Origin of the sequence: Sphingobacterium sp. UDSM-2020 (assembly GCF_016132525.1) — a bacterium.
Lineage (GTDB): Bacteria > Bacteroidota > Bacteroidia > Sphingobacteriales > Sphingobacteriaceae > Sphingobacterium > Sphingobacterium anhuiense.
In genome coordinates, this window is the sequence record NZ_CP066166.1 from 554748 (window position 1) to 571889 (window position 17142).

Consider the following 17142-nt stretch of genomic DNA (forward strand, 5'->3'; position numbering starts at 1 on the left):
ATTGTTAGTTAGCCGATAGCTCTGCCTCACTTTTTACATAGTTTTCACTATGGTCGTGTGTAAACAGGGATGCAAAATTCCCGGCAATCTTACCGCTATCTTCTTTGTTAAACATCACATTGGGTTTATTCGCAATGCTCCATTGGTTCGGACCATTAAATATCTGCATCACATCCACCATCAGATGCACATTGCTTCTTAATCCTTCCCTTACATGAGCCAAATGATCACCGCTTGTCTTCGTAAGGTCGACGCTTATAACCTTAATATTATTCATCGCTTCTGGATCATCAAATGGATATCCAAAACCACCGATGTGATACTTGAATTGCTTATTTCCTGTAGGGTCACCTTGCTGATCGTCTGATACAACATCACTATTCCCTTCCAACTTGAAGAATATATATCCCTGGCTCCATGTCCAGAACATACCTGCATGTCCTTCTCCGGGATTAAAAGAAAGCACGCCCGTTCTACGCTCCATCGGCATCATATTGCGTTCCTGATCGACACCGATCATAAACTCGACTTTTGTATAATCGCCTTCCGGAACCCTGACCTTAGTAAAACGTGTGGTTCGATCATCTGCATTCACTAAAAAATAACTATCATCCTGTGGTACAGTATAGCTACTTCCATCTGTTTTGTAAAGTTTGATATTGCTGATATAGTACATTAAGATTCGTATACTAAACTGCTCGCCTTTAGCATTTCTATACAGATAGGTGGGATCGATATAAAACCGGTCTTCACCGACGATGTGGTCAAATTCAATAGAAAACTCGCCCATCTTATTTTCATCGATAATATCATCGTCCTTTTTACAGGCTGATAGCAGTAGGCAAAACGTTATGCATGCGATTAAAATGCTCTTCCAGTCTCGTTTTATCATTTTCTCTCTCATATCTTTTATTTAAAGGGATTTGAAAACTCCCTGTTGTTTAAGAATTTTTCATCAGTCAGTGCATGCAGAAAAGCCTTAATCTCTTCGACTTCTTGGTCTGTCATGGGTATCCCTACCTGATCATTGTTCTGGTATAATGCAGTAGCGGTAACAGGTGTATCTTTGATGCCAAAACGATAATGATGCAGTACTTCATCAATGGTCTTAAATCTCCCGTCATGCATATAAGGAGCGCTCACCATCACATTGCGTAATGTAGGCGTCTTGAAAGCACCCAGGTCCAGTGGGTTGTAGGTGATGCGGTACCTGCCCCAATAAATACCCTCATGCGATCCATCGCCGAAGTCATTATCTATTCCGTTATTGTGAAATCCGTTATCGGTAAATAATTCTCCTCCATGACAACTGCTGCACTTTTGACGCACTAGGTTTAGCCCACGAAGTTGCTCGGGAGATAATGCCTCTGGTTTTTCTCCTCTTCGGTATAGGTCGTACGGAGCATCTGCAGAAATCAATATGCGCTGAAATTGAGAAAGAGCCATAGCTGTTCGATGTTCGCTCGGTAGTTCTCCAAATGCCTTCTGAAATAATGCCACATAAGTAGCATCCGCACGCAAACGTTCAACCAATACAGGTAGATACATTCCCATCTCATCCGCATGAGTCAGCGGACCAAATGCCTGAGATTCCAGATTGGTCGATCCACCGTCCCAAAAGAAACCTTTGTCTGTCCATGCGAGATTGATCAATGTAGGTGAATGTCTTTCCAAAGCTTTGCCTGAAACACCAGCCGTGGTAATAGCCACACCATCGGAAAAGCCCTTGTTTTGATGGTGACAACTTGCACATGACACTTGTTTGTTAGCAGACAGAATAGGGTCGTAGAAAAGTCTTCTGCCCAATTCAACCCCCGCTTTGGTCAGTGGATTTGACGGTAGACCGGTCTTGGGGTCAATAGCGGATTCGACCGCTTTTGGGAAAAAGGCAGGCTGGCGAAAGACAAAAGGAGTCTCCTCCTCTTCAGTAAAAGACGGTTCATCATATTTTGAGCAGGATAATAGGACGAACAATCCCACCAAAAAGGTAAAGACTCCAGTGATATATCTATTTCTTACTGAGATATACATTATTTTGCTTCCACGGAAACAGAACTTGCTTCTTTGAATGTCAGCGATTTGCTCAAAAACGTATCGCGAAGAGCTATCATCAGGTCTTTTTTGTTTTGACTGATACTGTTATTGACCCACGGTAGATCGGTCGCCGATAGCAATTCTTTTACGTCCACGTTGAAAGTGATTTTTCCGGAGTTTTGGGCATCAATTTTTAGTGGCGCATTCAGTTCTACGGTTTTTTCAGCACCATTAAATAAAGCATTTGAGCCAGTTTCCCAAGACAGCGCTTTTGAAGTCGGTGTACCACCTGCCCAATGAATACTTCCAGCGACGGTTAGGAATTTGTAACTGGTGAACCACATCCAACCGTCACTAACTCCCATACCGTTCAACGAACCCAGTTCGCCAGCAGTCAAAGCAATATTGTCATTATATTTTTGATCGACACCTATAGAGAATTTGATAGCCTTATATTCTCCTGAAGGGATATCTTTGATCGTCACTTCCTCACGCTTTGTTGCGGGGTATTTTTCTCCATTGACCAAATGCTGTACAGCTATTTCATTGGTTTCCTCCACCAAATAATAAGATTCCGGTATCGCATGTTCTTTATTGTCTTTATCGATCAATTTGACATTGCTCACCCAATAACGTAGACGGCTAAATTCGAATTCCATATCATAGGTTCCACTCGAATTAATTAATTGATAGGGATATTTTTTATTTAGTTCAAAATCTGAATCACCATATTTGGCATCAAATGTCAACGATAAAGATCCCGCTTGGTCTGCGTAGACAATCTTTTCAACTTCTTTAATTTCGGTTTTTTCACAGGATGTGAATACCAGCGCAGCAACGGCTGCAAAAAATAAATTCTGCTTTTTCATTTATTTAATTTTTATTGATAGGCAATGAAGCTGTCATGATTGCATTGAGAATTTTTGAAGATCATGACGGTTTCATTTTTCTAGTAATTGTATATATTGATTTGTTATTTAACTTCTACAGGAAATACCAGTTCCTCCTGTGATACTTTTTCTCCTTTTTTGAACAGATTCACTTTGATTGTCCAAGGGCCTTTCATGGTGAAATTGACTACCCCACTATACCGCCCATTACTTTTGCCTACGGCAGCCTTATTATCAGGTGAACCATGTCCCATATCCGGCATAAAAGGCTCTATTTCTACCGTATAGTTGTCCAGCGGTGGGAAAACCTCATGCTCCATTCTGTGCAGTGTGAAGTCAATGGGCTGACTTCCTGTTTTTACTTCATTGGGTAGCAATAGACTGACGAACACACGGCCATCATCTTTGGTACCAACAGGGATAGTCCTTGCATACTTTGCCTCTGAAACGGGCAGCAGAAAGGATAAACTATCTGTTTTATTGAGGATAGTATTCAATATCCAACCCTCGCCCATATCCTTCATATTGGCCATGATAAAGACTACCTCAGCTTTATAAAGACCATTACCCAGATCAACCAAAGGGTAATATGGTCCTCCGTGCGACATCATACCCATGTCCATGACAACATTATAGTCAAGCTGGGCATCAGTAGCAGGGCTTCCGTCTTGATCCGTGACCTGAATGTAGATGGTTTCGTTTTTGCTGGTTAGGCTGTCCTGTACCAGTACACTGATCTTTTTGTTTGTCAGTGTCGTATCTGCTATTTTTGTCAAAGCGGTTATATCAACCAAAGCACCTGCCGTGTCAACCGTGCCTTCTTGCTGTTGGTTATGTGTATTGTTTCCGCACCCGGTCAAACTGTATATCAATGCCATAGCCATTACGCTAAAAAGCATGGATGACTTTCCAAAGTAAAATGGTTTCATTCTCGATTTTATTCAATGCCAAAATCGCTGTATTGCCCACCGAGTATAAAGCCTCTTAGGTCAATACAGCACTATTAATTATTATAGAAAAAATTAGGCGTTGAATCGAGGAGGGCGAAAGTTATTCTTGAAATGTATAAAACTGTAGTAAGCTTTATAATAGGCTACGTATTTGTTCACTAACTGGATGGATATGCTTTCTGGCATCACCAGCCATTCCTGCATCACGCAGAGAAAAGTTTCGTGTTTTGCGTTCTGCGGAAGACTTTTATCGGATGATTTCTCTTCTAATGCTTTGAGCTTTTTCATCAGTACGCATTGACCATTACAGTGCATCTGAGGTCTTGCTCTATTTTCGCAAAGTTCTTTTGCAATATAGGATCGGTTGCTTTCAAACCACACAAATACCCCCATACTTCCCAAACATTGGTAAGCGAGAGATACAAGTAGTAGGAATGAAATGATCCTTTTCAATTTAGTTTATATCTTTTTAAAATTGTGCTAATAATTTACGAATGTCTTCTATGGCCTTTTTCGCTTCATCTTCACGGGTGCCATCGTAAACTCCTCTTACGTGTCCGTTAGTGTCTACCAATGTAAATGCACCGCTATGATCAAAGCCTCCGGGAATGTCGGGGTTTTCCTCCGCATACGAAAAGTAACCCTCTTTTCCTGCAATATGATAGACAGCCTCCTGTGGGCCATTTAAGAAGAGCCAGTTTGACGGTGCACCAAGTTTAGTGGCGTAATCTTTTAGCACAGCCGGCGTATCGTGTTTCGCATCAATGGTGTGCGATAATATCACTAAACGCTCCTCGTTTTCAAACTCTTTTGCGATGGTCAACATATTTTTAGCAAGTAGCGGACATATAGTCGGACAGCGTGTAAAAAAGAAATCCGCCAGGTAGATCTTATCAGCAACATCTTCATTGGAAATCCATACACTGTCCTGATCCACAAAACGGAATTCAGGTATGCTGTGGTAGATCGTGTCATTAACCGTCTTGCCATCTTTCATCATTGAAACGATTTCTTTCTCGCCCATAATAGGAAGATCCTTATCATCGCGTTGTTGACCACAAGAGGCGAGAAATAATATGCCCAATGGCAGGATTTTGAAAATTTGAAAATACATTGCTCTCTACTGGTTTATTAACTTTGCAAAGTTACAACACTATATAGCTTTCATGGTTTACATAAGCGTGCTATGTGTTTAGGTTTTAGTGCATATCAGGTGTTGTACGGGACACTCGAGGTATTCAATCGATATTTAAGAGCAATAAAATGTATATTTGGTATTTAAATATCGTAGCGAAGAACTAAATCGGCAACCATTTCTTTAGTCTAGCGTTTTCTTTCTTCAGATCCGTTACTTCATCACTTGTAGCTTATCGTATCACATCTCCGTTTAACCGATTTTCCCCAGCTTCCATAAATTCTTTGTTCCATACATAAAATTGAGATTGTGAAACTGAATGCTTTCTACACAATTCTGCTACCGAAGTCTCTGCGCGTAGGCCTTTCCATCACAATGAGAATCTTCTGTTCGGCTGTGTAAGTCTTACGGGTGTCTTTAACAAACTTTTCTGTACTTTTTTTCTTTGAAGTGTCCATAATTAAATCTAATGCCTTTTTGATAATAACACTCCGATCTTTTTAATATTTAGTGTCCACTTTTTGCTGACGATTTACAGGGGCAAAGACAGGGGTTTCAAATTCCAATTGATACTTCCCCTTTTTTAATTCCAATGAAAAACTACCCTCTTCATTGGAAGTCGTTTTGATAGAACTGTTCAATACAGTAACGTTCGTATGGGCAATAGCCTTGCCCGTTCGCGATTTAATAGTTCCCCATATGCTCTGGGCAAAACTGCTCGTTGCCGAAAGACACAGCAAGATTGTTATGATGTTCTTTAAACTCATTTTAAATTTTTATAATAATACTTGCCGCAATTCTCCCCAGCATTCCCGGAGTAAATGTTCCGTAACCACCATAGTAATATTTTTTATTGCCTAAATTTTCAGCATTGATGCTGAAACGGTAATGCGGCTGGTCATAAAAAAGATTAGCATTTAAAAGGGTGTATTCGTTGGTATAGAACTGTCCGTTCGTGGTATTGTTGATGAGATAGTTTTTCCCGTTAAAATTACCTCCAAAACCAAACCCAAGCCCTTTGAAAATGAGACCTCCAAAAGTATAGGAAGCATACCAGTTTACTGCATTTTTAGCACCGGAATTAACAGGACGGCGTCCGTTTACGGATTCTACGGCATTGGTATATTTACTGTCATTGTATGCCCAGCCGGCTTTCAGAAAAAGACCGGCTATTGGACTGGAAACCAAATCCAACTCAACGCCTTTGCTGTACTGATCGCCTTCCTGAACGGTATATGTCGGCTGATCTACATCGGCACGAAGCGTGTTTTTTACACGGATATCGTAATAACTCAAAGTTGCCGTCAGTTTGTTTTTCAGTAAATCTGTTTTAAATCCAAATTCTGTTTGATTGGCATACTGTGGTTTGAAAACAGATACCGTTCCGTCCGGTTGTGTTACGGGTGCCACATTTTGAAAACCATTATTGTAATTGGCAAAAACAGAAAGTTCATTTTTTAAAATTTCATAAACAACGCCTAATTTGGGAGAAAAGGAATTCTGATTGTAGTTTCCCGAGGTAACTCCTGTTATCAGATTGGTAGAGCCATCATTAAAGAAACGGTCAAATCTAGCACTAAGCATTACGGATAATCTTTCAATGGGATTAAAAACATCTGAAACATAAATACCAAGGGTTTGCTGTACCGTTTTGGTCGATGTCGAACTGTATGAAGACAATGCTTCATCAATCAGAAAAGGATTGATATTATTATAATTGCTGTTGCTGTCTTCTATATTCAATTCATCAAAAACAGGCCTTCCACCTCTTCCGCTTAAGGCATTGATTTCTGAATTGTTGGAATTTCTGTAGTAGTCAATCCCTGCAACAAGACGGTTTCGGACAGAACCAATTTTAAAATCTCCAATAAAATTCTGCTGAAGCTGAATGGTTGTAATCTTGGATGTTGGATATTGGGACACTTTTCTCTGGATTATCGCATCGCCGGATTTAATTCCAAAAGTCAGGTAATTTCCGGTATTGGAAGTGTAGCCATTTACGATGTTGGTCTGCATTTTCCAATGATCAGAAAGTTTATAATCTATTTTTCCAAAGAAGTTTCGGGCAGGATCTTTTAGTTTGACAGAGTTGTTGGAGAAAGATTTTTTATAATCAATATTCAGTTCTTCGGGAGTAGATGCCCATGTTTCCGTGCTACCGGTCTGTTTCGGACCAACAGGTGAAAACTGTGGTTGGGAAGTTCCTTCTCTTTCGTAGATTTCTGCATCCAGAGATAAGGTTAAACGCTCATTGACTTTATATAGTAAACTTGGAGCGATAAAAGTACTTTTCAAAAATCCGGCATCCTGAAATGAACCATCGTAGGTATGGGAAGCATTGAGTCTGAAAAGTGCTGTTTTTTCCTTATTTAAAGGCAAATTAACATCAGCAGTGAATCGGCTTAAGTCGTAACTTCCAAACTGATAACCGACTGCTATTTTTCTTTCTTCAAAAGGTTGTTTGGTAACTCGGTTAATAAGTCCACCAAATGAAACTGAACCGGAGCCGAAAAGCGTACCAACAGGCCCTTTTACAACATCAACCTGTTCAATATTTACAGGATCCATATCCGAAGCTGCATAACTGATCATTCCATTTCGGATATAATTTCTAACCGTAAATCCCCTTGATGTATAATAAGGCGAAACCGACGACCAATTTCTTCCGATACCGGGAATATTTCTTAGAATATCTGGAAAATTGGTAATCCCCTGTTGCTCGATAACTAAATGATTAACGGTATTAAGAACCTGCGGATTTTCTATGTTTTTAAGCGGAATCTTGGAAGCGGTTTTGCTGGAATAGTCTAAAGCTTTTCTTTCTGCTTGGATAACTACTTCCTGAAGATTTTGGACTTGTAAAGAATCACTGGTTTGTGCATTCAAGTTTATAGCAAATAATAAAGTTACTATGGATATAATTGTTTTGTTCATTTTGATTTTAAAAAGTTTAATTTGTTTGTTTTTCACTGCGGTATCTCATTCCTTTGGGGGCAGTTGGCCAAGTTTCATTCTGACCGTAAGTATACTGTAAAGCACGGTTAATCATCCCCTGAATCGTCTCACCACTATGTTGCCCAACGATATGCAGAGCTGCATCAATTCCGGAAGTAACGCCGGATGATGTGATAATTTTCCCTTCATCTACAAAGCGTACATTTCGTACCAACTGAATTTTCGGATACTGCTCTTCAAAGTCGTCTGCCACAAAATAATGGGTAGTCGCTTTTTTACCGTCCAAAATTCCAGCTTTAGCTAAAAGGTAAGATGCTGTACAGACCGATACAATTTTTGTTTTCGGATCTGCATTTTCTTTTTTGAGAAAAGATGTTAATAATTCATTTTCCGTCAGTTTCTGTATAATAGGCATGCTTGCACCCGGAATAATGATATAATCAGCTTTCGGAAAATGTGCCAATGTATAATCTGCAGTGATTTTAAGTAGATTGTTTTCGGTATGAATTTCTTTGGAACTTAAACCAACCGTAAACGTTCTGAATTTTCTTTTGGTGAGATTCTGTGCCTTGTTAAAAACCTCAATAGGGCCAGCAAAATCCTGAAGCACTACATCATCGTACAGAAGAACAGCAACAGTTATTGTGTCTTGCTGTATTTTTTTTACAATGGAATACATTTCTTGCTGATGTACCCGCAAGGAGCCTTGTCCATAGGTTGTCAGTCCCTGTAATATAAGTAGTAGTAGGTTAATTGCTTTCATTTTATCTTCGTATTTTGCTGGTTTATGCCAAAAAAATCTATAGTGTGTTTAAAAAAAGGGCTTGCTGCAAGCGAAATGAATGCGTATGATCAAAGCCTCCGGGAATGTCGGGGTTTTCCTCCGCATACGAAAAGTAACCCTCTTTTCCTGTAATATGGTAGACAGCGTCCTGTGGGCCATTTAAGAAGTGCCAGTTTGACGGTGCGCCAAGTTTAGTGGCGTAATCTTTTAGCACAGCCGGCGTATCGTGTTTCGCATCAATGGTGTGCGATAATATCACTAAACGCTCCTCGTTTTCAAACTCTTTTGCGATGGTCAACATATTTTTAGCAAGTAGCGGACATATAGTCGGACAGCGTGTAAAAAAGAAATCCGCCAGGTAGATCTTATCAGCAACATCTTCATTGGAAATCCATACACTGTCCTGATCTACAAAACGGAATTCAGGTATGCTGTGGTAGATCGTGTCATTAACCGTCTTGCCATCTTTCACCATTGAAACGATTTCTTTCTCGCCCATAATAGGAAGATCCTTATCATCGCGTTGTTGATCACAAGAGGCGAGAAATAATATGCCCAATGGCAGGATTTTGAAAATTTGAAAAGACATTGCTCTCTGCTGCTTTATTAACTTTGCAAAGTTACCACACTATATGGCTTTCGTGGTTTATATAAGCGTGCTACGTGTTTAGGTTTTCGTGCATATCGGATGTTGTAAGGGACACTTAAGGTATTCAATCGATATTTAACAGCAATAAAATGTATATTTGGTATTTAAAATAGGATAGTATTTATCTCAATGAAATATGTAAGCTTCTCCTTATTCTTAGTTTTGACTATATGCTCCATGGGCTGTCAACAAAAAAAACTTCCCTATCTCGGCAATCCGGTTACGGAAGGGAGTGAGCTAATTTATCCTAAGATCGATGAATTTAGCATGCTTGATCAGGACAGTATACCCATCTCTGATCAGAGCCTGATCGGTAAGATCCATATTGCTTCATTTATCTTTTTGTCATGTCCAACCATTTGTCCGCAAATGAACGCGCAGATGAAGGAAGTGTACGATGAAACGATGGGAATGGAAGATATTGTTCTCCTTTCTTTCAGTATTGACCCTAAACGCGACACCATTCCGGCATTGAAAGCCTACGCTGACAAGATCGGGGTTAAAAGAGAGAAATGGCATTTTCTTTATGGAAGCCCACAAGATGTATTAAATCTTGCTGAGAAATCCTATTATGCTATTGCCTATCCGGATAGTACGGCTCCCGGCGGATTTACACACAGCGGTGGATTTCTTTTGGTCGATAAGGATTTACATATCCGGGGTGTATACGACGGAACTTCGCAGGATGAAACAAAGAGATTATTAGCAGATATTGATATTTTACGAAAAGAGAAATAAATTTAATACATTCGCACCATTTTGAAAAGATTCATGTACATATCGTTGCTTGTGGCTGTATTGATACAGTCAACGAGTAGTATGTGGATTTTTGTAGGCTTTCAGCTCAACCGGGACTATATAGAAAGCCAGTTGTGTATCAATAGATTTGATACTATTCCAGTATGTAAAGGGTCGTGTTATCTAGAGGAAAAAATTAAAGAGGACCAGCAGCATAATGATGCACCTGTGAAACTTAAGTTGCTGGAAGTAACAATGATATTATCAGTCTTCACTTTGAACAATACGCAGCCTATTCAAAAGGATGTTGGAGACCTATTAACCCAATCGGTTTCTACTGACCCGTTATCAGATGGGTTTTGCTTTTCTATCTTCAAACCGCCTATTGCCTGATTTAATTGAGCTATCGATTATTTAAATAAGGTAATATTATTATGGTTGTCAAGACAGAAGAAATAAGAGTTTTGACACTGGAAGATTTTGAAAGTCCCGATTTAGGTTTTTTCATCACTTCGCTCCAATCTTATAATCAGCATTACTGTAGTCTTTTCTCGTTGCCAAACCAGAGAAGATTTTACATGATAATCTTTTTAGAAGACCAAGCCGGAAGGTTTGTTGTAGATCAGTCTTCTACACAAATCCATAAAGGAGAAGTATTGAGTGTAAGCCCTACCAGTGTCTGTACATTTGAAATAGATAAACAAGCCAAAGGCTGGATGGTATTGTTTACGGACGCTTTTTTTTCAAAGCGATATAACGACAATGTTTTATACGATTTTTCATTTCTAAAAAGCAATAGCGTATGTAAACAGTTGGAGTATACGGAAGATATGCCCCGTTGGCGCATGATGATGGATGCAATGTACGATGAATTCAAGCGCTCAGGAGCTGATTCAAGAACGATATTGCGCTCCTACCTGAATATCGTATTGGGTATTATGGAGAGACACAATGGTATAGCTGTTGATGCTCCCTACAATAGAGAGAAAGAGAGTAAAGTACGACTGTTTGAACAATTGTTGGAACAGTACTACAAAAGAGAACGATTCCCTTCATTTTATGCCGAAAAGTTGAACATATCAACGAATTACCTAAACCGTATCTGTAAAGAACGGCGGAGCAGGAGTGTCGGAGAAATAATAAGAGACCGAATACTCATGGAGGCAGAAAGGTTGCTCTATCACACGTTCAAAACGGTATCGGAAATATCATTTGAACTTGGATTCGACAGTTCTTCTTACTTCATTACTTTTTTTAAAAAGAAGCATGGACTTAGCCCAGAAGAGTTTAGAAAGACGCAGAGATAAAGGTAATATCTCCACTGAATTAATTTAAGCGGTTCCAGTTAGTTGGGACTGCTTTTTTGTTATATGCGGCAATCCATTTCTCCAAATGAAGGCAGTTACGAATAGCTAAACTATTATCCTATAAACCGCATAATTCTGTTCCAAAAACAGAAGCCATTCGCACCTATATTCCCTCCGCTCTTCGCCGTAATGTCGGAATTTTGTCAAAAATAATAAACGAGAGAGATTTATGGATTTTCCAATGTTCCACTTGGACTGGTTAAACGACCGGTTTTTAATAGCGGTCATCGCTATCATCCACGTTATGATTAACCACGGCCTTGCTGTAGGTTTTATTCCCTATATCACCTGGTTGGAGTATAAAGGAGTGAAGAATGCCCCACCAGATCAAGTTACAGATACTAAATGGGATACCCTTATTTATAATAAAATGAAGGTAGCATTTATCATAACAACGACAATAGGTGCCATGACGGGAGTAGGTATCTGGTTCTCCGTAGCTTTAGTAAGTCCAAGTTCTATCGGTAGTCTTATCCGCGTATTCTATTGGGCATGGTTCACCGAATGGGTAGTTTTTGTAACGGAAGTGGTGCTCATTATGATTTATTACTTGACATGGAAAAACTCCAACAAATCATTAAATGCAAAGCTAAAACACATTCGATTCGGTGCATTTCTGAGCTTGGCTTCGTGGATTACAATGGTTATTATCGTATCTATCCTCGGTTTTATGATGGATCCGGGCAACTGGAATACGGATAAGAGTTTGCTCAACGGTTTTACCAATCCGATTTATCTCCCTCAATTGGCCTTCCGCACACCAGTAGCCATGTTGATAGGTGGAATATTCGGAATGCTATTGACCACCATATTTTCAAAAAGAGGCTCCGAAATACGGATTCTGGCCATCAAATATGCGGGTAGATGGATACTATTCTGGACACCATTTGCCATAGTGGGAGCGATATATTATTGGAATGTGATGCCGGAGGCGATGAAAGCCAATATGAGTACAGCAGTCGGTTCGATGGATTTTGAAGAATACTATGACCTGCTGAAATACTTTATCATCGGAGCAGCATCGTTATCCATCGTTCTGGCATTGTGGGCTATTTTCAAACCCAAGAAAGTTAGTTTCGGTCTTGTGGTCATACCCTGTCTCTTTGTTTTCGGCTTTTTAGGAATATTCGAGCGAGTCAGGGAATTTGTTCGGAAACCCTACGTAATTGGTAATTATATGTATTCAAATTTGCTTCGTGAGGAAGATTACCCATTGTACAAAAAAGATGGGATACTAAAGCATGCTACATACACATCTGTTCATGAGATTACGCCCGATAATAAAGTCATGGCCGGACGGGACGTTTTTATGCTGACCTGTAGCCGATGCCACACGACCAATGGTGTCAATTCTATCGTAGATGTTTTCGAAAACATGTATGGCAAGGATAAGCCTTTGAACGAACAAGCTATGGCGAGCTATATACCGGGTATGCATCAAGGGCGGGCATTTATGCCGCCATTTCCGGGAAATAAAAAAGAACTGGAAGCGCTGGTTGCCTACATTAAGCAGTTACAGAGCTCAGGCGAATCATTGCAAGGCGCACAGACTGACGGCGTTGCCGTCAATGCAGACAATGCGGTAGACGCTGTTGCGAAGCGTATAGAGGCGGAAAAAGAACAAGAAAGCGAAAACAACTAAGATTTTTATATACATGTTATTACAGATAAACACACCAGTACCAAAAGATATTCCATTGGATTTACCCCTGCCCGAGTGGTTGTTGGTAACACTACTGATCGTATCTTTTTTATTTCACATTGTCTTTATCAACTTGATGGTAGGTGGTAGTATAGTCACCCTTTGGGCACAGATCAGAGGTTTAAAAGAAAAACAATATGATATATTCGCCTATGAAATTGCTAAGACCATCACGGTCAATAAAAGTATAGCGGTTGTGCTTGGTGTTGCACCTCTCCTGAGTATTAACACCCTTTACACCGTATATTTTTACTCCGCAAATGCCCTGACAGGCTTTGCCTGGATCATGATTATCCCCTTGGTTACGATTGCGTTTTTGCTGACTTACCTGCATAAGTATACATGGGAAACCATGAAGAATCACAAAGCTTTGCACATTGGTATCATTGCGCTGTCTGTAGCCATATTCTTATTTATTCCATTGATATTTTTGACGAATGTGAACCTGATGATGTTTCCCGAGAAGTGGGGAGCCGTCAAGGGATTCCTGAGTGCACTGGTTTTGCCTAATGTGTTCCCGAGGTATTTTGAGTTCTTAGGTGCCTGTATCGCTGTAACGGGTATATTCATTGTATGGTACAACGGACGTAGGAATTATCCATTCGAGGAAATCTATATTTCATTGACAAGAGCTCAAGTCAAGCGGGTCGGTTACCACATTGCGTTGATTGGGCTGGCCGCTCAGATTGTATTTGGAGCGATTGTCTTGATGACCTTGCCCGCAAAAGGCGTAAGTTTTGAAGTCATTGAAATTATGGGGGTAGCTGGTGGACTGCTCGTACTGGCACTTTGGTGGATATGGAAAACAATAAAGGATACTGACGAGCGTCTCGATAAGCATTTTTGGAAAATTACCATCGCTATGCTTGCCTTTATGATTTGTTATGGAGGCAGCAGACAGATGTACCGTCATAATGCGCTGGATAAGCACCAGAAGATGGTGGCAGCACATACAGCCTCGTTTCAAGCGATGAGCAAAGAAGCACGGGAAAACTATGTTGAGGAAGAGGGAGCTTTAGTAATCGACGAGTCATTAGGTGATTTAGCAAAAGGGACAGCACTATTTCAAGCAAGTTGTGCAGGATGTCACCAAATGGATCAACAATTGGTAGGACCACCAATCAAAGAAATGAAACAGATCTATGAGGGAGATGAGGCTAAGTTGATCGCTTGGATAAAAGCACCGGGAAGAAAACGTCAGGAACTTATGCAGATGCCCGGCTTTCCTCAGATCCCAGACGAGGATTTAAAAGAAATTGCGAAGTACATTCTTTCTGTTGAATAAGTTACAGAAGAATACCATGATCAACGAAAAAGAAAGAACCTTACAAACGAGAATAGTTGATGCCATACTCATCGGTTGTATGACATTAAAAATCGCTTACATACTATTTAATCTGTTTTTTTAAAGTCTTATGATACGTAACATACCCAAAATTAAAACGATATTTTTACTCGTACTTACCATACTGGCATCGCTACTCTTTGCGGTGCTATGGTACACGGAAAAAGAACCTCGGATTTGGATTCTTTTTATCGGACTTGTATTTGGCGTAATAGCCATTTTAGCACAGTGTCTCAATCTAATTTTTATAACGATTTTCACTGCTAAAATGCCCGAAGTCGGTTACAAAGAAAATGATAGAAACAAAACGTACGAGTTTATTCGAGGGCTTTACTAAAATTAATATGCAAAGTGGACACGAATAAGAGAACCTTCAGATCACTTTGCCCATTCCTCTTGATTTTGGCCAAACGGGCTCAAAACCATATTGAGCATATAAATCATAGGCATTTCCGTCTGCAATAAGATTTACGTAGCAGGACGATGGCAGTTCACGTTCGATAAAATCATTTAGCATCTGCATGATACGCTTTCCCAATCCTTTTTTCTGATGGGCGGGTAATACGCATATATCCACTATTTGGCAATGGCAGCCACCATCGCCAACCAATCTTCCCATACCTATCACTTCGTTTTGGTTGTTTGTGTCTAATACGATGACACTGCAAAGTGAATTTCTTAGCGCTATTGTTGCAGCTTTTTCCGACTTTGGAAAAAGCCCGCAAGTCTCTCTTAAAAATCGGTACTTCTCCACCGTTGGAGAGTCGTAAACAGCTTTGTATGTCATATTTATCAGCTTTGCTTAAAAAATCTATTCGAGTACTATCACATGGTCCGGCGGTTATATTACTTGCAGGAAAATTAATCACCGTAGTTAATGCTTTGGATAATAATTGTTCTAATTTGGGTGAACGCCTAAAAATGAAAATCATCTTCTACGTCTTTTTGGCGTTGTCGTAGTCCATATAAATATAAACCACATACCAAAAGCTACGGCAAATCCTATCCACGGTGTTTTCATAGATAAGGCTGCAAAGAATCCAACCGTTGCAATGATACAGGTAATAAAAAACCAAACTACATTTTTCATCGTTAGTCAAATTTACATGTTTAAATACTTAGAACGAATTACATGGAAAAAATATTCCCATGTAATTCATTCTATTTTATTAAGCGGCGACTTTTTCTGTTTTGTTTACTTGTGGTATTTCTATTCCTTTAGTCTTTTCTATACGTTTCAGCATTCTAATTTCAACTTTTCTAAATAGGGCGATAACTTTCCGCTGTACGTCATCCACAATCTTCCAGTCTTTCGCAATATAAATATCAGTTGTTCGATTACCCTCATCGACATGGTTGAGCGCAAGGGCTATATCATCTTTGCTCATACGGCATTCATTCCGTGCTACATTGGCAAATGTATGTCTGGCCCAATAATACGTTACCTCGGATAGACCAGTCAAGCGACATATTTCTTCCATCCCTTTGCTCAAAGCCTTATTTAGATTTCCGATAGTAGCATATCGCTCTGCCAGCTTACCCATATATTTTTCTAACAATGGTTTGGCTTCATCCACGATTTTGATACTTATAAAGGCTTCATCTTTTCTTCGATCTGTGGTTTTTGAACGTTTGTATTCAAGCCGGTCACCTTTAATATTTTGTTGATTGAATTTGTAAAAATCTACGGCATTTGTACCACATAGGTAAAACGAAAGCATATACAGATCTCGTGCAAGTTCTGCACGGCTACCGGGTTTCGTAATGCAATTCTTTATAAGAAAAACTTCTTCAAGATTATTATGCTTTTCTTTAGTCCTTGCAGGAGGTGAACCAACTTTATACTTCTTGAATGGATAATGCTTTATTCGGAATATCCCAATATCTTCTTCGTTATAACGGTTTCTCGCAGCGTTGAACAGGGTACGAAGATCACGCATATAATTATGAACAGCCGAACTACTTATGCCTTTTGAAATGGTCGTAACGGGTTTACCGAATTGATTAAGTCGGTTAATCGTGCGCTCCGACTTCAAAAAACGCTCATAAGATAAGAGCATGGTGTAATGAATTTGGTTTATAGAAAAGGATTCCATCTTAAAATAATCCACAAGACTGTTTCGCACTACATTGAAGTTTTCAGCACTCTTGGTTCTTCCTACCTCTTTTAAACCCTTTATATGTTCGTCGCAGAATTTCACAAAATCAACTTCCTCGTCCATATCTCTTAAAAAATCCCGTAAGGCCTCCGTAGAAAAATGGTCAAGTTTTGCCTCCAAATCACTGATAGTGTTTCGGTATTTCCTCAACTGTTGCTCGACTATATCCGCAACAAAAGGATCTTTAATTTTGAAATCTTTGGTCAGTTGCTTCCTGACTACAAAATGGGTCGTGTCGATGTACTTTCTGTCTCCTTTGTGATAGACCCTGATTTTTACGTTGTAAGTGCCATCAGCTTTCTTGTGATGTTCAAAGATTTTTGCGCTTACGGTTGCCATAATTTTTTCCTTAAGCACGCAGGAATTTCTGTACCCTATTTGTACCATTCCTACGTGAAGTTCAACAAAAAACTATGTAAATCACGCCATTTCGG

At 39.7% G+C, this 17142-nt stretch carries 18 protein-coding genes and 1 pseudogene; 6 read left to right on the forward strand and 13 right to left on the reverse strand.

All coding sequences use genetic code 11. From position 1 onward, the window contains the following. Window positions 1-4: 4 nt before the first annotated feature. From JAZ75_RS02375 to JAZ75_RS02425, 11 genes and pseudogenes are all read right to left on the reverse strand, one after another. A complete protein-coding gene (locus JAZ75_RS02375) occupies window positions 5-904 on the reverse strand; it encodes an MbnP family protein (protein ID WP_232789339.1) in 900 nt (299 codons plus the stop codon). 5 nt (window positions 905-909) lie between these two features. Continuing rightward, entirely contained in the window at window positions 910-2031 is a 1122-nt protein-coding gene (locus tag JAZ75_RS02380; protein ID WP_208700080.1) for a cytochrome-c peroxidase, read from the reverse strand. Further along, window positions 2031-2903, reverse strand: coding sequence for an MbnP family protein (locus JAZ75_RS02385; RefSeq protein ID WP_208700082.1), 873 nt, complete (start codon window positions 2901-2903; stop codon window positions 2031-2033). Before JAZ75_RS02385 ends, JAZ75_RS02380 begins: the two co-directional genes overlap by 1 nt. Window positions 2904-3007: 104 nt before the next feature. Continuing rightward, on the reverse strand, window positions 3008-3853 hold the full coding sequence (locus JAZ75_RS02390; protein WP_208700084.1) for a FixH family protein: 846 nt from the start codon (window positions 3851-3853) through the stop codon (window positions 3008-3010). 93 nt (window positions 3854-3946) lie between these two features. Then, complete coding sequence (locus JAZ75_RS02395; RefSeq protein WP_208700086.1) at window positions 3947-4327, reverse strand: hypothetical protein; 381 nt, start codon at window positions 4325-4327, stop codon at window positions 3947-3949. Between the two features lie 16 nt (window positions 4328-4343). Continuing rightward, window positions 4344-4988 carry an SCO family protein gene (locus tag JAZ75_RS02400; protein ID WP_232789340.1) on the reverse strand — a complete coding sequence of 215 codons (645 nt, stop codon included), beginning with the start codon at window positions 4986-4988 and terminating at the stop codon, window positions 4344-4346. Between the two features lie 253 nt (window positions 4989-5241). Then, window positions 5242-5355 (reverse strand): annotated as a pseudogene (locus JAZ75_RS26165) (transposase); the annotation flags it as partial. A gap of 154 nt (window positions 5356-5509) precedes the next feature. Next, complete coding sequence (locus JAZ75_RS02410; RefSeq protein WP_208700090.1) at window positions 5510-5776, reverse strand: carboxypeptidase-like regulatory domain-containing protein; 267 nt, start codon at window positions 5774-5776, stop codon at window positions 5510-5512. A 1-nt stretch (window position 5777) separates the two neighbouring features. Next, complete coding sequence (locus JAZ75_RS02415) at window positions 5778-7943, reverse strand: TonB-dependent siderophore receptor (RefSeq protein ID WP_208700092.1); 2166 nt, start codon at window positions 7941-7943, stop codon at window positions 5778-5780. Between the two features lie 16 nt (window positions 7944-7959). Beyond that, complete coding sequence (locus JAZ75_RS02420; protein ID WP_208700094.1) at window positions 7960-8727, reverse strand: DJ-1/PfpI family protein; 768 nt, start codon at window positions 8725-8727, stop codon at window positions 7960-7962. A 37-nt stretch (window positions 8728-8764) separates the two neighbouring features. After that, a complete protein-coding gene (locus JAZ75_RS02425; RefSeq protein WP_208700096.1) occupies window positions 8765-9337 on the reverse strand; it encodes an SCO family protein in 573 nt (190 codons plus the stop codon). Window positions 9338-9574: 237 nt separating this feature from the next. Between JAZ75_RS02425 and JAZ75_RS02430 the strand changes: the two genes are divergently transcribed. The 6 genes from JAZ75_RS02430 (at window position 9575) to JAZ75_RS02455 (ending at window position 14886) form a co-directional block, all read left to right on the forward strand. After that, window positions 9575-10135, forward strand: a complete 561-nt coding sequence (locus tag JAZ75_RS02430; protein WP_165290379.1) for an SCO family protein — start codon at window positions 9575-9577, stop codon at window positions 10133-10135. 33 nt (window positions 10136-10168) lie between these two features. Then, window positions 10169-10528 (forward strand): hypothetical protein, encoded by a 360-nt coding sequence (locus JAZ75_RS02435; RefSeq protein WP_208700098.1) that lies wholly within the window; start codon window positions 10169-10171, stop codon window positions 10526-10528. Between the two features lie 41 nt (window positions 10529-10569). Further along, a complete protein-coding gene (locus JAZ75_RS02440) occupies window positions 10570-11442 on the forward strand; it encodes a helix-turn-helix domain-containing protein (protein WP_165290378.1) in 873 nt (290 codons plus the stop codon). A gap of 229 nt (window positions 11443-11671) precedes the next feature. Further along, on the forward strand, window positions 11672-13144 hold the full coding sequence (locus JAZ75_RS02445) for a c-type cytochrome (RefSeq protein ID WP_208700100.1): 1473 nt from the start codon (window positions 11672-11674) through the stop codon (window positions 13142-13144). Between the two features lie 13 nt (window positions 13145-13157). Next, a complete protein-coding gene (locus JAZ75_RS02450) occupies window positions 13158-14489 on the forward strand; it encodes a cytochrome c (RefSeq protein ID WP_086946620.1) in 1332 nt (443 codons plus the stop codon). A 130-nt stretch (window positions 14490-14619) separates the two neighbouring features. Then, window positions 14620-14886 (forward strand): hypothetical protein, encoded by a 267-nt coding sequence (locus JAZ75_RS02455; RefSeq protein WP_208700102.1) that lies wholly within the window; start codon window positions 14620-14622, stop codon window positions 14884-14886. 36 nt (window positions 14887-14922) lie between these two features. On the opposite strand, the gene JAZ75_RS02460 is transcribed toward JAZ75_RS02455, so the two are convergent. Both JAZ75_RS02460 and JAZ75_RS02465 read right to left on the reverse strand, forming a co-directional pair. Next, the gene (locus JAZ75_RS02460; protein ID WP_232789341.1) at window positions 14923-15303 is read right to left on the reverse strand and encodes a GNAT family N-acetyltransferase; all 381 of its coding nucleotides are present in this window, start codon (window positions 15301-15303) and stop codon (window positions 14923-14925) included. Between the two features lie 415 nt (window positions 15304-15718). Continuing rightward, window positions 15719-17047 (reverse strand): phage integrase SAM-like domain-containing protein, encoded by a 1329-nt coding sequence (locus JAZ75_RS02465; protein ID WP_208700104.1) that lies wholly within the window; start codon window positions 17045-17047, stop codon window positions 15719-15721. Window positions 17048-17142 lie beyond the last annotated feature (95 nt).

Coding starts and splice junctions, on each gene's coding strand:
- JAZ75_RS02375 (WP_232789339.1), bottom strand. CDS start 904: ATGAGAGAGAAAATGATAAAACGAGACTGGAAGAGCATTTTAATCGCA.
- JAZ75_RS02380 (WP_208700080.1), bottom strand. CDS start 2,031: ATGTATATCTCAGTAAGAAATAGATATATCACTGGAGTCTTTACCTTT.
- JAZ75_RS02385 (WP_208700082.1), bottom strand. CDS start 2,903: ATGAAAAAGCAGAATTTATTTTTTGCAGCCGTTGCTGCGCTGGTATTC.
- JAZ75_RS02390 (WP_208700084.1), bottom strand. CDS start 3,853: ATGAAACCATTTTACTTTGGAAAGTCATCCATGCTTTTTAGCGTAATG.
- JAZ75_RS02400 (WP_232789340.1), bottom strand. CDS start 4,988: ATGTATTTTCAAATTTTCAAAATCCTGCCATTGGGCATATTATTTCTC.
- JAZ75_RS02410 (WP_208700090.1), bottom strand. CDS start 5,776: ATGAGTTTAAAGAACATCATAACAATCTTGCTGTGTCTTTCGGCAACG.
- JAZ75_RS02415 (WP_208700092.1), bottom strand. CDS start 7,943: ATGAACAAAACAATTATATCCATAGTAACTTTATTATTTGCTATAAAC.
- JAZ75_RS02420 (WP_208700094.1), bottom strand. CDS start 8,727: ATGAAAGCAATTAACCTACTACTACTTATATTACAGGGACTGACAACC.
- JAZ75_RS02425 (WP_208700096.1), bottom strand. CDS start 9,337: ATGTCTTTTCAAATTTTCAAAATCCTGCCATTGGGCATATTATTTCTC.
- JAZ75_RS02430 (WP_165290379.1), top strand. CDS start 9,575: ATGGGCTGTCAACAAAAAAAACTTCCCTATCTCGGCAATCCGGTTACG.
- JAZ75_RS02435 (WP_208700098.1), top strand. CDS start 10,169: ATGTACATATCGTTGCTTGTGGCTGTATTGATACAGTCAACGAGTAGT.
- JAZ75_RS02440 (WP_165290378.1), top strand. CDS start 10,570: ATGGTTGTCAAGACAGAAGAAATAAGAGTTTTGACACTGGAAGATTTT.
- JAZ75_RS02445 (WP_208700100.1), top strand. CDS start 11,672: ATGGATTTTCCAATGTTCCACTTGGACTGGTTAAACGACCGGTTTTTA.
- JAZ75_RS02450 (WP_086946620.1), top strand. CDS start 13,158: ATGTTATTACAGATAAACACACCAGTACCAAAAGATATTCCATTGGAT.
- JAZ75_RS02455 (WP_208700102.1), top strand. CDS start 14,620: ATGATACGTAACATACCCAAAATTAAAACGATATTTTTACTCGTACTT.
- JAZ75_RS02465 (WP_208700104.1), bottom strand. CDS start 17,047: ATGGCAACCGTAAGCGCAAAAATCTTTGAACATCACAAGAAAGCTGAT.